Annotated in this window: 12 protein-coding genes; 9 read left to right on the top strand and 3 right to left on the bottom strand. The window is 69.3% G+C overall.

The window, feature by feature from the left end:
* The first annotated feature begins 106 nt into the window (after positions 1 to 106).
* The gene (locus AC5RVZ_RS23340; RefSeq protein WP_494068028.1) at positions 107 to 475 is read left to right on the top strand and encodes a DUF485 domain-containing protein; all 369 of its coding nucleotides are present in this window, start codon (positions 107 to 109) and stop codon (positions 473 to 475) included.
* A complete protein-coding gene (locus AC5RVZ_RS23335) occupies positions 472 to 2,097 on the top strand; it encodes a monocarboxylic acid transporter (protein WP_494068027.1) in 1,626 nt (541 codons plus the stop codon). The genes AC5RVZ_RS23340 and AC5RVZ_RS23335 overlap by 4 nt, the downstream gene beginning before the upstream one ends.
* A 102-nt stretch (positions 2,098 to 2,199) precedes the next feature.
* On the opposite strand, the gene AC5RVZ_RS23330 is transcribed toward AC5RVZ_RS23335, so the two are convergent.
* The gene (locus tag AC5RVZ_RS23330; RefSeq protein WP_494068026.1) at positions 2,200 to 2,676 is read right to left on the bottom strand and encodes an Lrp/AsnC family transcriptional regulator; all 477 of its coding nucleotides are present in this window, start codon (positions 2,674 to 2,676) and stop codon (positions 2,200 to 2,202) included.
* Between the two features lie 192 nt (positions 2,677 to 2,868).
* Between AC5RVZ_RS23330 and pdhA the strand changes: the two genes are divergently transcribed.
* From pdhA to AC5RVZ_RS23315, 3 genes are read left to right on the top strand one after another with little or no spacing between them, the layout of a single operon-like run.
* Positions 2,869 to 3,990: a pyruvate dehydrogenase (acetyl-transferring) E1 component subunit alpha gene (gene pdhA, locus AC5RVZ_RS23325; protein WP_494068025.1), complete on the top strand. Its 1,122-nt coding sequence runs from the start codon at positions 2,869 to 2,871 to the stop codon at positions 3,988 to 3,990.
* Positions 3,990 to 4,997, top strand: a complete 1,008-nt coding sequence (locus AC5RVZ_RS23320; RefSeq protein ID WP_494068024.1) for an alpha-ketoacid dehydrogenase subunit beta — start codon at positions 3,990 to 3,992, stop codon at positions 4,995 to 4,997. The genes pdhA and AC5RVZ_RS23320 overlap by 1 nt, the downstream gene beginning before the upstream one ends.
* Before the next feature lie 4 nt (positions 4,998 to 5,001).
* Positions 5,002 to 6,441 carry a dihydrolipoamide acetyltransferase family protein gene (locus tag AC5RVZ_RS23315; protein WP_494068023.1) on the top strand — a complete coding sequence of 480 codons (1,440 nt, stop codon included), beginning with the start codon at positions 5,002 to 5,004 and terminating at the stop codon, positions 6,439 to 6,441.
* Positions 6,442 to 6,491: 50 nt separating this feature from the next.
* Here the strand turns inward: AC5RVZ_RS23315 and AC5RVZ_RS23310 are convergent, their stop codons facing one another.
* Complete coding sequence (locus AC5RVZ_RS23310) at positions 6,492 to 6,959, bottom strand: GNAT family N-acetyltransferase (RefSeq protein ID WP_494068022.1); 468 nt, start codon at positions 6,957 to 6,959, stop codon at positions 6,492 to 6,494.
* A 35-nt stretch (positions 6,960 to 6,994) separates the two neighbouring features.
* On the bottom strand, positions 6,995 to 7,612 hold the full coding sequence (locus AC5RVZ_RS23305) for an SACE_7040 family transcriptional regulator (protein WP_494068021.1): 618 nt from the start codon (positions 7,610 to 7,612) through the stop codon (positions 6,995 to 6,997).
* A gap of 165 nt (positions 7,613 to 7,777) precedes the next feature.
* Here AC5RVZ_RS23305 and AC5RVZ_RS23300 point away from each other — a divergent pair, with 165 nt between their 5' ends.
* The 4 genes from AC5RVZ_RS23300 to AC5RVZ_RS23285 are packed head-to-tail and all read left to right on the top strand — an operon-like array spanning position 7,778 to position 13,418.
* Positions 7,778 to 9,382 (top strand): carboxyl transferase domain-containing protein, encoded by a 1,605-nt coding sequence (locus AC5RVZ_RS23300; RefSeq protein WP_494068020.1) that lies wholly within the window; start codon positions 7,778 to 7,780, stop codon positions 9,380 to 9,382.
* Positions 9,379 to 11,448, top strand: coding sequence for an acetyl/propionyl/methylcrotonyl-CoA carboxylase subunit alpha (locus tag AC5RVZ_RS23295; RefSeq protein ID WP_494068019.1), 2,070 nt, complete (start codon positions 9,379 to 9,381; stop codon positions 11,446 to 11,448). Before AC5RVZ_RS23300 ends, AC5RVZ_RS23295 begins: the two co-directional genes overlap by 4 nt.
* A gap of 2 nt (positions 11,449 to 11,450) precedes the next feature.
* Entirely contained in the window at positions 11,451 to 12,614 is a 1,164-nt protein-coding gene (locus tag AC5RVZ_RS23290; RefSeq protein ID WP_494002449.1) for an acyl-CoA dehydrogenase family protein, read from the top strand.
* A 27-nt stretch (positions 12,615 to 12,641) separates the two neighbouring features.
* Complete coding sequence (locus AC5RVZ_RS23285) at positions 12,642 to 13,418, top strand: CoA transferase subunit A (protein ID WP_494068018.1); 777 nt, start codon at positions 12,642 to 12,644, stop codon at positions 13,416 to 13,418.
* The last annotated feature ends 8 nt before the right edge of the window (positions 13,419 to 13,426 follow it).

Genomic DNA, 13,426 nt, shown 5'->3' with positions numbered 1-13,426 from the left:
AGCCGTTGGGCGACCCGACCCGCCCGGCCGCTGGCCACCGGCCCCGCCAGCTAGCAGAGTGATCGCAGTCACACACGCCACGCGTGTGCCCGAAGAGGAGGAAAAGATGGGCAACAACCCTCACCCGGACGCCGGAACCGCCGCGGCCGTGGACTTCCGAGAGGTCCAAGGCAGTCCGGAATTCACCGAGCTGCGCAGGCGCCACCGCTCGTTCGTGTTCCCGATGGCAGTGGCCTTCCTGCTGTGGTACTTCGCCTACGTGCTCCTGGCCGACTACGCGCACGACTTTATGTCCACCAAGCTGTGGGGCAACATCAACGTCGGCCTGGTCCTGGGCCTGCTGCAATTCGTGAGCACCTTCGCCATCACCACCTGGTACGTCCGCTACGCCAACAGGAAGCTGGACCCGATCGCCACTGACATCCGCCGCAGCCTCGAGGACGAGGGTGTCGGCCTACCGGAGGACACCAAATGAACCACTCCGTCACCATCCCGCTGGCCGTCACGGCGGACGACATTAAGGATTCCACCTGGATCAACATCCTGATCTTCGCGCTGTTCGTCGGCGTGACGCTCGTGGTGGTGCTGCGGGCCAGCCGGAATAACAAGACCGCCGCCGATTACTACGCGGCGGGCCGGTCCTTCAGCGGCGGCCAGAACGGCACCGCCATTGCCGGCGACTACCTGTCGGCCGCATCGTTCCTGGGCATCTGCGGCGCGATCGCGATCAACGGCTACGACGGTTTCCTGTACTCGATCGGATTCCTGGTGGCGTGGCTGGTGGCCCTGCTGCTGGTGGCCGAACTGCTGCGCAACACCGGCAAGTTCACCATGGCAGATGTGCTCTCCTTCCGGCTGCGGCAGCGCCCGGTGCGGATCGCCGCGGCCATCACCACGCTGGCGGTGTGTTTCTTCTACCTGCTGGCCCAGATGGCCGGCGCCGGCGGCCTTGTCTCGCTGCTGATCGGCATCGACTCCAAGCTGGGACAGTCCCTGGTGATCACCGTCGTCGGCGCGCTGATGATCCTCTACGTCCTGATCGGCGGCATGAAGGGCACCACCTGGGTCCAGATCATCAAGGCCTGCCTGCTGATCGCCGGCGCGTTCATCATGACCGTCTGGGTGCTGGCACTGCACGGCTTCAACCTGTCCGAGCTGCTGGGTGCCGCGGTGGATACCGCCGGCAACCCCGAGCTGCTCAATCCGGGCCTGCAGTACGGGGTCTCGGAGGCGTCCAAGCTGGACTTCATCTCGCTGGCGCTTGCCCTGGTGCTGGGCACCGCGGCCCTGCCGCACGTGCTGATGCGCTTTTACACCGTGCCCACGGCCAAGGAGGCCCGCCGGTCCGTGGTCTGGGCCATCTGGCTGATCGGCGCGTTCTACCTGTTCACCCTGGTGCTGGGCTACGGCGCCGCGGCCCTGATCGGCCCGGAAGCCATCAAGAGCGCTCCGGGCGGGGTCAACTCCGCCGCGCCGTTGCTGGCCTTCGCGCTCGGCGGCCCGGTGCTGCTGGGGCTGATCTCCGCGGTCGCCTTCGCCACCATCCTGGCGGTGGTGGCCGGCCTGACCATCACCGCGGCCGCCTCCTTCGCGCACGATATCTACGCGAACGTGGTGCGCAAGGGACAGGTCGACTCGGCAGGCGAGGTCAAGGTGGCCCGCCGCACCGTGGTGGTCATCGGCGTCGTCTCCATCCTCGGCGGCATCGGCGCGCAGGGCCAGAACGTGGCCTTCCTCGTGGCCCTGGCGTTCGCGGTGGCGGCCTCGGCCAACCTGCCCACCATCGTCTACTCGCTGTTCTGGAAGCGCTTCACCACCCAGGGTGCGGTGTGGAGCATGTACGGCGGCCTGGGCGCGGCCATCGTCCTGATCGCGTTCTCCCCGGTGGTCTCCGGAAAGGAGACGTCGATGATCCCCGGCGCGGACTTCGCCATCTTCGGCCTGAACAACCCGGGCATCGTCTCCATCCCGCTCGCTTTCTTCCTGGGCTGGCTGGGAACCGTGCTGGACAAGAACCGCGAGGACGCGTCCAAGCAGGCCGAAATGGAGGTCCGCTCGCTCACCGGCGTCGGAGCGGAGAAGGCCACGGTTCACTGAGACGACGACGGCGGCGCGCGCCTGCTGCAACGCGCCGCCACAGATGACACTGCGGGCCCGGCGGCCGATTGCCGGGCCCGCAGCCGTGCGGGTCGCTTGGCGCTAGCCGGTTGCCCGGGCCCCGCGGGAGAGCAGCGGTTCGATCCGGAACGGGATCAGTTCGTGCATGGCCAGCGACGTGTCGGTCCGCTCCACGCCGTCGATCGCCAGGATCTTGCCGTTGACGCGGAACAGGTCCTCGGCGCCCTCGGAGACGACGCGGGCCAGAATGTCCGCCTGGCCCGTGATGCCGATCGCTTCGAGTACCTCCGGAATGCGGGCCAACTCGTCGGTGATCTGTTGCAGTTTCGGCTGGTGCACGTGGATGTGGATGAAGGCCGCCAGCGGGTAGCCCACGGCGGCGGGATTGATCCGCCGGTCGAAGGAAAGGAATACCTGGTCCTTTTCCAGCCGGGCCATGCGCGCCTGCACCGTGTTGCGGGACAGGCCCAGGATCTGCGCCAGGGCCACGACGGTCCGGCGCGGATCCTGCGTCAGGGCTCCCAGTAACCGCAGGTCGGTGCCGTCCAGATTCCGCATAATGCGCAGACTAGCACGGCCTGCCCGGCCCCGACAGGGCAATCTGCTCAGTTTTTGTCCGGATCATTGCGCTACTTGCGGGATGTGAGTAGTGTCACAATCAACCGCGGGCAAAGGTGCAGGCGGGGCTGTCCGGCGCCGGGAGGTCCACAAGACCTTCCCGGCCCTGAAGACGCAAAGGGAGTGTCGCAAGTGTCCTTACCAGGCACGGACCCGGCCGGTCCGCATCACCAGGAAAGCTACATCCAACTGCTCGCGCCGGACGGCACGCGGGCCCCCAGCGGGGAGTTCGACCCCTGGCTGGAGGATATCGACGGCGACCGACTCGCCGGCCTCTACCAGGACATGGTGGTGGTCCGCCGCCTGGACCAGGAAGCCACCGCCTTGCAGCGGCAGGGGGAGCTCGCCTTGTGGCCGCCGCTGCTGGGGCAGGAAGCGGCCCAGATCGGTTCCGGCCGCGCCCTGCGGAAGGACGACTTCGTCTTCTCCAGCTACCGGGAAAACGGCGTCGCGTACTGCCGCGGCGTGGACCTGACCGATATGATCCGCGTCTGGCGCGGCAACAGGCCCTCCGGCTGGGACCCCTACGAGATCAACATGGCCACCCCGCAGGTCATCATCGGCGCCCAAACGCTGCACGCCACCGGCTATGCCATGGCGGTCAAGTTCGACGGCGACGACGCCGTGGCGGTGACGTATTTCGGCGACGGCGCCACCAGCCAAGGCGACGTGAACGAGGCCATGGTGTTTGCCGCCAGCTTCCAGGCACCGGTGATCTTCTTCTGCCAGAACAACCAGTGGGCGATCTCCGAACCGGTGTCGCTGCAGGCCCAGGGCAAACTCTCCGACCGGGCGCCCGGTTTCGGCATTCCCAGCTACCGGGTGGACGGCAACGATGTCCTGGCCTGCCTGGCGGTGACCCGCCGGGCGTTGGAGCACGCGCGCAGCGGCGGCGGCCCGTCCTTCATCGAAGCGGTCACCTACCGGATGGGACCGCACACGACGGCGGACGATCCCACCCGCTACCGCGACGCGAACGAGCTGGAGGACTGGAAGAGCCGGGATCCGATCGACCGGCTGGCCGCCCATCTGGCGGCCGAGGGCCTGTTGGACGAGGGCCTGCAACAGCGCGTCCGGGACGCCGCCGACCGGGCCGCGGCCGAGATGCGGGCCGGCTGCACGGGTATGGCCGACCCTGCGGACTTGGAGCTGTTCGAGAACGTCTACGTGGCGCCGCACCCCGTGCTGGCGGAACAACGCGCGCACTACGAGCGCTATCTTGATTCGTTCGACGCTGCCGAGGGAGGCCGCTGATGACCACCATGACGTTTGGACGCGCCATCAACACCGGGCTGCGCAAGGCCCTGGAGAACGACCCCAGGGTGGTGATCATCGGCGAGGACATCGGAGCATTGGGCGGGGTGTTCCGCATCACCGACGAACTGCAAAAAGACTTCGGCTCCCACCGGGTGATCGACGCCCCGCTGGCCGAGTCCGCGATCCTGGGCACCGCCGTCGGGATGGCCTACCGGGGCTACCGGCCGGTCTGCGAAATCCAGTTCGACGGCTTCATCTACCCGGCGTTCGACCAGATTGTCAGCCAGGTAGCCAAGCTGCACTACCGCACCCGCGGCCGGGTCAAGATGCCGCTGACCATCCGGGTGCCCTTCGGCGGTGGCATCGGCGCGGCCGAACACCACTCCGAATCCCCGGAGGCGTATTTCACCCACACCTCCGGGCTGCGGGTGGTGGCAGTGTCCAACCCGCAGGACGCCTGCACGATGATCCAGCAGGCCATCGCCGCCGACGATCCGGTGGTCTACTTCGAGCCGAAGCGGCGGTACCACACCAAGGGCGAAGTGGACGAGAATGCGTTGGGCTCCGCGCTGCCGATGGGCAGCGCCCGGGTGGAGGTGCCCGGGTCCGACGTGACCCTGGTGGCGTACGGCGCGCTGGTCCAGACGGCGCGGGAGGCGGCCCAGGCCGCCGAGGACGACGGCGTGTCGGTGGAAGTCATCGACCTGCGCTCGCTGTCGCCGCTGGACTTTCCCACCGTGGAGGCCTCGGTGCGCAAGACGGGCCGCCTGGTGATCACGCACGAGGCGGCCCGGACCGGCGGGCTCGGCGCGGAGATCGCGGCCAGCCTGACCGAGCGCTGCTTCTATCATCTGGAACACGCTCCCGTGCGGATCGCCGGGATGGACATTCCCTACCCTCCGGCCAAGCTGGAGCGGCATCACCTCCCGGACCTGGACCGCATCCTGGACGGGGTGGACCGGGCGCTCGGCAGGCCCAACTCGCTGACCGGACTGGAGGACTGAAGCCGTGGGGATCAAGGTATTCAAGCTGCCGGACCTGGGCGAGGGGCTCACCGAGTCGGAGATCGTCAGCTGGAGCGTGGCGGAGGGCGACGCGGTCCAGCTCAACCAGATCCTGGGCGAGGTGGAAACCGCCAAGGCCGTGGTCGAGCTGCCCTCGCCGTTCGCCGGGGTGGTCCGGACCCTGCATGAGGTACCCGGCACCACGGTCAGCGTGGGGGAGCCGATCGTCTCCATCGAGGTGGAAGAGGCGGGGCAGAGCGACGACGGCGCGAAGGCCGCGGGAAGGCCGCCGGAGCCGCGCCGCGAGGCGAACCTGGTGGGGTACGGTGCTGCCGCCGAAGGGAACGGGCGGCCGGCCCGGCGCCCGCGCAAGACCGGAGGGGCGCCGGCCACCGCGGCGGTGCCGGCCGCCTACCCGGCGACCCTGGCCGGGCGCGCACCGGACACGGAGCCCGCCGGAGCCGCGAATGGTGCGGTTGCCGCCCGGCCGGCCGGGGCGCCCGGCGAGGCCGCGGCCGAACCGTCCGGGAAGATCCCGGAGCGGCCACGCTCCACCCCGCCGGTCCGGAAGCTGGCGAAGGACCTCGGCGTCGAGCTCGCACGGGTGGCCGGGACCGGCGAACGGGGCCTGATCACCCGCGACGACGTCCTGGCCTTCCACGAGGCGGCCGCAGCGGCCCCGGCCGTCGCGGCCCGGGGCGCCGTGTCCGGGACGGCCGGCGGCTGGCTCGGCGGCGCCGCGGAGGCCGAGACGCGGACCCCGGTCAAGGGCGTCCGGAAGCACACCGCCGCCGCCATGGTGGCCAGTGCCTTCACCGCCCCGCATGCGTCCTCGTTCCTCACCGTCGACGCGACGGAGAGCATGGAATTGATCCGGCGGCTCAAGGCGGGCAAGGCGTTCGCCGGGCTGAAACTCACGCCGCTGACCATTACCGCCAAAGCCCTGTGCCTGGCGCTGGAGCGCCGCCCCGAGCTGAACTCCCGCTGGGACGGGGACGCCGGCGAGATCGTGCGGCAGAACTACGTGAATCTGGGCATCGCCGCGGCGACCCCGCGCGGGCTGACGGTGCCGAACATCAAGGACGCGCACCGGATGGACCTGCACAGGCTGGCCGAGGCCCTGGGGGAGTTGACCGAGACGGCACGCGCCGGCAGCACCGCCCCGGCCGAACTGCGCGGGGGGACCATCTCCATCACCAACATCGGGGTGTTCGGCATCGACGCCGGAACGCCGATCCTGAACCCGGGGGAGTCGGCCATCCTGGCCCTCGGCGCGGTGCGCCGGCAGCCGTGGGAATACCGGGGTGAGGTGGCGCTGCGCGATGTGGTGACGCTCAGCCTGTCCTTCGACCACCGCGTGGTGGACGGGGAGCAGGCGGGGCGCTTCCTCGCCGACATCGGCACCATCCTGTCGGACCCGGCCATGGTGCTGGCCATGGTGTGATCAGCCCGGCCATGGTGCTGGCCATGGCGTGATCCCGGTGGGGAGGCGCGTCAGGCCAGTTCGAGGATCTCCTCGGTGACCACGGCGCCGCGGGCGTTGGCGAAGCCCTGGGCCTCGCCGACGGTCCGGAAGCCGAGCTTGTGCAGGACCTTGACCGAGCCAAGGTTGTCCTTGACCACCCGCGCCCGGATGGGACGCGCGGAAAATTCCCGCAGGAAGGCCTCGACGGCCGCGGTGGTGACGCCCTTGCCCCACTGCGACTTCGCCGTCCAGTAGCTCAGTTCCGGGTACCCCTCGTTGGGGTAGGCCAGCACGCTGCCCACCACCTCTCCGTCGACGGTGACGGTGCGCACGGTGATGGACTCGTCGTCGAGCAGGCTCTGCCAGTGAAGATTAAACACGCCGCGGTCAGACGGATTCCGGGCGGCAAATGCCGCCATATGGTTGGCGTCGGGATCCTGCTGGTACTCGAAGAACTCGTCGAGGTCGGCAGGTTCTACAGGACGAAGCTCAATCACAGCAGACCTTTCGGCTAGTTGGTGTCTGATACACCCTACTCGGCTTTCAACGCGGCCCAAGCCATTTGTTCCAGCAGATTGCGGCGCCAGGCTTCCCGCGGCTGCCGGCTCCGGTGGGTCGAATGCGGCGTGGAGTTGATCAGTCCGAAGACCGCGTGTGCGCGGACCCGCAACTGCGCCGCGTCCGCCTCCGGCAGCAGCCGCGCCAGCACGGAAACCCACACCTCCACATAGGTGCGCTGCAGCGTCCGGACCAGCGCCGAATCCTCGGCGGGCAGGCTGTCCAGGTCCCTGTCATGGACCCGGATGACGTCGGGATGCTTCAAGGCAAAGTCCACGTGGAAGGCGACCAGGCCGCGGAGCGCCTCCTCGGCATCCTGCTGGCCGGCCGCCACGTCCTGGCCGCCGTCGAGCAGGTCCTGGCTGACGCCCGTGAGCAGCGCCGCCAGCACCGCATGTTTGCTCTCGAAATGCCGGTAGACGGCCGGCCCGCTGACGCCGGCCGCCGAGCCGAGGTCTTCGATGGAGACGCCGTTGAAGCCGCGCTCGGCGAAGAGGCGGGCGGCGGCGTCCAGCAGTGCGGCCCTGCGGGTGGCCTTGGCCAGGCTGCGGCCGGTCTGGCGCGTCCCGGCGGCATGCGGTGCTGTGGGCATGGATCGGTTCCCTCGAGAAGGTGCTGAATAAGTGCTGGACAAGACACTTAACGGCCACTAGCCTGATTTCAGTTAGTACAGACTAACCAAAATGCGTCCTGCAGGCCAGCTGCCCGGAGCGGGCGGCGGGCCGGACGCGCGACGGCTTCGGCCAGGAAGGTGTCGATGGAGACACTGGCTTCCCGGGTGGACACTACCAGTGACAGCTTCCGGGCCAACGACGAGCAGCAGCGCCGGCTGGCTGCCGACCTGCACGCCCGCCTGGCGTCGGTGGCGGCGGGCGGGCCGGAGAGCTCGCGCCGGCGCCACCTGGAACGGGGCAAGCTGTTGCCGCGGGACAGGGTCGACACGCTGCTGGACGAGGGCAGCCCGTTCCTGGAGATCGCGCCGCTGGCCGCCGAGGGAATGTACGACGGCGATTCGCCTGGGGCGGGGATGATCGCCGGCATCGGCCTGGTGCACGGCCGCCACGTGCTGGTGGTCTGCAACGATGCGACCGTCAAGGGCGGGACCTACTATCCGATGACGGTCAAGAAACACCTGCGCGCCCAGGAGGTGGCGCTGGAGAACAACCTGCCGTGCATCTACCTGGTGGACTCCGGCGGCGCGTTCCTGCCCAAGCAGGACGATGTCTTCCCGGACCGCGAGCACTTCGGCCGAATCTTCTACAACCAGGCCCGGATGTCGGCGGCTAAAATCCCGCAGATCGCCGCGGTGCTCGGTTCCTGCACGGCCGGCGGCGCCTACGTTCCGGCGATGAGCGACGAAACCGTGATCGTCCGCGGCCAGGGCACCATCTTCCTGGGCGGCCCGCCGCTGGTGAAGGCGGCCATCGGCGAAGTTGTCACCGCGGAGGAACTCGGCGGCGGCGAGCTGCATGCGCGGACCTCGGGGGTGACCGACCACCTGGCCGAGAACGATGTGCACGCGCTGGAGATTGTCCGCGACATCGTGGCCACGCTCCCGTGCCGGGCGCCGGCTTGGGAGACGGCGCCCGTGGAGGCCCCGGCGGCAGACCCGCAGGAAATCTACGGAGCCGTTCCGGTGGACGTCAACGCCGCCTACGACGTCCGCGAGGTCATTGCCCGGCTGGTGGACGGCAGCCGCTTCCACGAGTTCAAGCGGGAGTACGGCACCACGCTGGTCACCGGGTTCGCCCGGCTCCACGGGCATCAGGTGGGCATCGTGGCGAACAACGGCGTGCTCTTTTCCGAATCTGCCCTCAAGGGCGCGCACTTCATTGAACTCTGCGACCAGCGCGGCATCCCGCTGGTTTTCCTGCAGAACCTCTCCGGCTTCATGGTGGGCCGCGACTACGAGGCCGGCGGCATCGCCAAGCACGGCGCCAAGATGGTGACCGCCGTCGCGACCGCCCGGGTGCCGAAGCTGACCGTGGTGATCGGCGGGTCCTTCGGCGCCGGCAACTATTCCATGTGCGGCCGCGCGTACTCGCCGCGCTTCCTCTGGATGTGGCCGGCCGCGCGCATCTCGGTGATGGGCGGCAACCAGGCATCCTCGGTCCTTGCCACCGTCAAACGGGACCAGTTGGAAGCCCGGGGGGAGGAGTGGAGCGCCGAGGCCGAGGAGGCGTTCAAGGCCCCCATCCGGGAGCAGTACGAAGCGCAGGGCAACCCGTACTACTCCACCGCCCGGCTTTGGGACGACGGGATCATCGACCCGGCGCAGACCCGGACCGTGCTCGGCCTCGCCCTCGACGTCTGCGCCAACAGTCCCTTGCCCGAGACTTCCTTCGGCCTGTTCAGGATGTGATCAGAGTGTTTGAAACCGTCCTGGTTGCCAACCGCGGCGAAATCGCCTGCCGGGTCATCCGCACGCTGCGCGCCATGGGCATCCGGGCCGCGGCCGTCTATTCGGACGCCGACGCCGGGGCCCGCCACGTGCGCGAGGCCGACATCGCGGTGCGGATCGGGCCCGCCCCGGCCGCCGAGAGCTATCTGCGCATCGACGCGGTGATCGAAGCCTGCAAGGCCACGGGCGCCGAGGCCGTCCACCCCGGCTACGGCTTCCTCAGCGAGAACGTGGCGTTCGCCCAGGCGCTGGAGGCCGCCGGCATCGTGTTCATCGGACCCAACGTGGGGGCGATCGGGATCATGGGGGACAAGATCCGCTCCAAGAACCACGTGGCATCGCATGGGGTCCCGGTCATTCCCGGGATCGCGGAACCGGGGCTGGACGACGACGGGCTGGTCCGGGCCGCCGAAGAGGTCGGCTATCCGCTGTTGATCAAGCCGTCGGCCGGCGGCGGCGGCAAGGGGATGATGGCCGTGCAACGGCCCGAGGAACTGCGCGCCGCGCTCGCCGCCGGGCGCCGGGTAGCCGCCTCCGCCTTCGGCGACGACACGCTCTTCCTCGAGCGGCTGATCGCCCGGCCGCGGCACATCGAGGTGCAGGTGCTGTGCGACCGGCACGGCAACGCCATCCACCTCGGGGAGCGCGAATGCTCGCTGCAGCGCCGGCACCAGAAAGTCATCGAGGAGGCTCCGTCGTCGCTGCTCGACGCTGCCACCCGCGACAGGATCGGCGAGGCGGCCTGCAACGCCGCCCGCTCGGTGGACTACACCGGGGCCGGAACGGTGGAGTTCCTGGTCTCCGACGACGCCCCAGACGAGTTTTTCTTTATGGAGATGAACACCCGGCTGCAGGTGGAACACCCGGTCACCGAGCTGGTGACCGGCCTGGACCTGGTGGAGTGGCAGGTGCGAATCGCCGCCGGTGAGGTGCTCACGCCGGCGCAGTCCGACGTCGTGCTGACGGGACACGCGGTGGAGGCGCGCGTCTACGCGGAGGATCCCTCGCAGCAGTTCCTGCCCTCGGCGGGCACGGTGCTGGCCCTAGAGGAAGCCGCCGGGGAGGGCCTCCGGGTGGACAGTTCGCTGCTGCCCGGACTGGTCATCCCCTCCGACTACGACCCGCTGCTGTCCAAGGTGGTCGCCTGGGGCGAGGACCGGCAGCAGGCCCTGGCACGGCTGGACGGTGCGCTCGCCGACACCATGGTGCTCGGCATCCATACCAACATCGAGCACCTCCGCAGCCTGCTGGCCGACGAGGACGTGCGGGCCGGGCGGCTGGACACCACGCTGATCGACCGGAAGATCGAACACCAGCAGTTCCGCCGGCCCGGTGACGCCGAACTGTCCGTGGCCGCCGTGGACTGGCTGCTCCGACAACAGGACGCGCGGGCCCAGGCATGTGCGGCCGGCGGGGTGGGGTCCGCCTGGCGGAGCGAGGGCTGGCGGCTGAGCGGGCCGCGCCCGGGCACCGTCAGCTTCGACCTCGGCGGAGAGCACCGCGAGGTGACGGTGGCCTGGACGGGGGACGCGGCCGCCGGCGGGCCCGCCGGCGCCGTGGTGACGGCCGGCGGCGGCAGCTACGCCGTCGTGCTCGACCGGGCCGGGCACGCGGCGGAGGTCGACGGACTCCGCCGGCCGCTGCGCCACGCGTTCGGCGCAGACGGCACGATCTGGCTGGGCGACGCCGGCTGGTCGGCCCGGGTGACCGTCCGCGGCCGGGAGCGGCGGCTCGCCGATGCCCTCGCGGGGGTCCGCCAGGCCGAGGGGGAGGCATCACCCGAGGTGCGGTCGCCGATGCCCGGGACGGTGACGTCCGTGGCGGTGGCCAACGGCGAGCGGGTGGTGGCCGGCCAGCCGCTGTTGACGGTGGAAGCCATGAAGATGGAACACCAGCTGAGCGCCGCGATCGCCGGCGAGGCCAGCATCAACCTCAAACCCGGCGACCTGGTCAAGGCCGGCCAGATCGTCGCCGTCGTGCGGGCAGCGGATCCTGTCCCCGAAGAACCTGAACAGAAAGGGGCATGACCATGCCTGACTTTTCACTGAGCGAGGACTACCAGGACCTGGTGGAGACCGTGCGGGAATTTGCCCGCGAGGTGGTGGCCCCGGTATCCGCCAAGCACGACGAGGAGCACAGCTTCCCGTACAAAGTGGTGGCACAGATGGGCGAGATGGGACTGTTCGGCCTCCCGTTCCCCGAGGAGTACGGCGGCATGGGCGGCGATTACTTCGCGCTCGCCCTGGCGCTGGAAGAACTCGGTGCGGTGGACCAATCGGTGGCGATCACCCTGGAGGCCGGGGTCTCGCTGGGGGCCATGCCCATCTACCGCTTCGGGAGCGAGGACCAGAAGCAACAGTGGCTGCCCATGCTGGCCAGCGGCGAGGCGCTCGCCGGCTTCGGCCTGACCGAACCCGAGGCGGGCTCCGACGCGGGCGGCACGAAGACCCGGGCCGAACTCGTGGACGGGCAGTGGGTGGTCAACGGGCACAAGGAATTCATCACGAACTCCGGCACCGACATCTCCCGGCTGGTCACCGTCACCGCGGTCACCGGAACCTCGGAGCGCGACGACGGCTCGCTGAAGAAGGAGATTTCCACCATCCTGGTTCCCACCGACACCCCGGGCTTCACCGCCGAGAAGGCCTACAACAAGGTGGGCTGGAACGCCTCCGACACGCATCCGCTCACCCTCGACAATGTCCGCGTCCCGGAAGAGAACCTGCTGGGCCGCCGCGGCCGGGGCTATGCCAACTTCCTGCAAATCCTGGACGAGGGCCGGATCGCCATCGCCGCGCTGGCCACGGGCGCGGCGCAGGGCTGCGTGGACGAAGCGGTGCGCTACGCCAAGGAGCGCCAGGCCTTTGGCACCAGCATCGGCTCCTTCCAGGCCATCCAGTTCAAGATCGCCCGGATGCAGGCCCGCGCGCACACGGCGCGGCTGGCGTATTACGACGCCGCCGCCCGGATGCTCGCCGGCCAACACTTCAAAACGCAGTCCGCGATTGCCAAGATGGTGGCAGGCGAAGCCGCCATGGACAACGCCCGCGATGCCACGCAGATTTTCGGCGGCTTCGGCTTCATCAACGAATTCCGGGTGGCGCGCCACTACCGTGACTCGAAGATCCTGGAGGTCGGGGAAGGGACCACCGAAGTGCAGCTGATGCTCATCGCCCGCGAACTGGGGCTTTGACGGACCGCGCAGGCCAAGGAGGACGCAGTGATCGACAAGGTAGTAGCTTCCGCCGCGGAGGCCGTGGCGGACATTCCCGACGGCGCCTCGCTGGCCGTGGGCGGCTTCGGCCTGTGCGGCATTCCGGTGGCGCTGATCCAGGCCCTGCACGACGCCGGCACCACCGACCTGGAGACCATCAGCAACAACTGCGGCGTGGACGACTGGGGGCTGGGCGTGCTGCTGGCCGACGGGCGGATCCGGCGCACCATCAGCTCCTACGTGGGCGAGAACAAGGAGTTCGCCCGGCAGTTCCTGGCCGGCGAGCTGGAAGTGGAGCTGACCCCCCAGGGGACGCTGGCGGAGAAGCTGCGGGCCGGCGGTGCCGGGATTCCCGCGTTCTATACGGCCGCCGGGGTCGGCACCCAGGTCAGCGAGGGCGGGCTGCCGCGCAAGTACGACGCCGACGGCGCGGTGGCCAAGGCGTCGGAACCGAAGGAGGTCCGCAGCTTCGGCGGGGCCGACTACGTGCTGGAGGAGTCCCTGCGGCCGGACTTCGGACTGGTGCATGCCTGGAAGGGCGACCGGCTGGGCAACCTGGTGTTCCACGTGACCGCCATGAATTTCAATCCGCTGTGCGCCATGGCGGGCAGGATCACGATCGCCGAGGTCGAGGAACTCGTGGAACCGGGCGAACTGGACCCCCAGCAAATCCACACCCCCGGCATCTTCGTCCAGCGGGTGGTGGTGGCGCCGGAAGTGGAAAAGCGGATCGAAAAACGCACGGTGCGGCTGGCCGGCCAAGACACCGCGACCGGGAAGTAAGGAGCACG

Source organism: Arthrobacter sp. Cza30 (assembly GCF_059090765.1).
Note: the sequence above shows the minus strand (reverse complement) of the source record. Positions and strands in the feature narration are given on the sequence as shown.

Bases quoted from the DNA above. Each gene is read 5' to 3' on its own strand.
- AC5RVZ_RS23340 (WP_494068028.1), top strand. From the start codon at position 107: ATGGGCAACAACCCTCACCCGGACGCCGGAACCGCCGCGGCCGTGGAC.
- AC5RVZ_RS23335 (WP_494068027.1), top strand. From the start codon at position 472: ATGAACCACTCCGTCACCATCCCGCTGGCCGTCACGGCGGACGACATT.
- AC5RVZ_RS23330 (WP_494068026.1), bottom strand. From the start codon at position 2,676: ATGCGGAATCTGGACGGCACCGACCTGCGGTTACTGGGAGCCCTGACG.
- AC5RVZ_RS23320 (WP_494068024.1), top strand. From the start codon at position 3,990: ATGACCACCATGACGTTTGGACGCGCCATCAACACCGGGCTGCGCAAG.
- AC5RVZ_RS23305 (WP_494068021.1), bottom strand. From the start codon at position 7,612: ATGCCCACAGCACCGCATGCCGCCGGGACGCGCCAGACCGGCCGCAGC.
- AC5RVZ_RS23300 (WP_494068020.1), top strand. From the start codon at position 7,778: ATGGAGACACTGGCTTCCCGGGTGGACACTACCAGTGACAGCTTCCGG.
- AC5RVZ_RS23290 (WP_494002449.1), top strand. From the start codon at position 11,451: ATGCCTGACTTTTCACTGAGCGAGGACTACCAGGACCTGGTGGAGACC.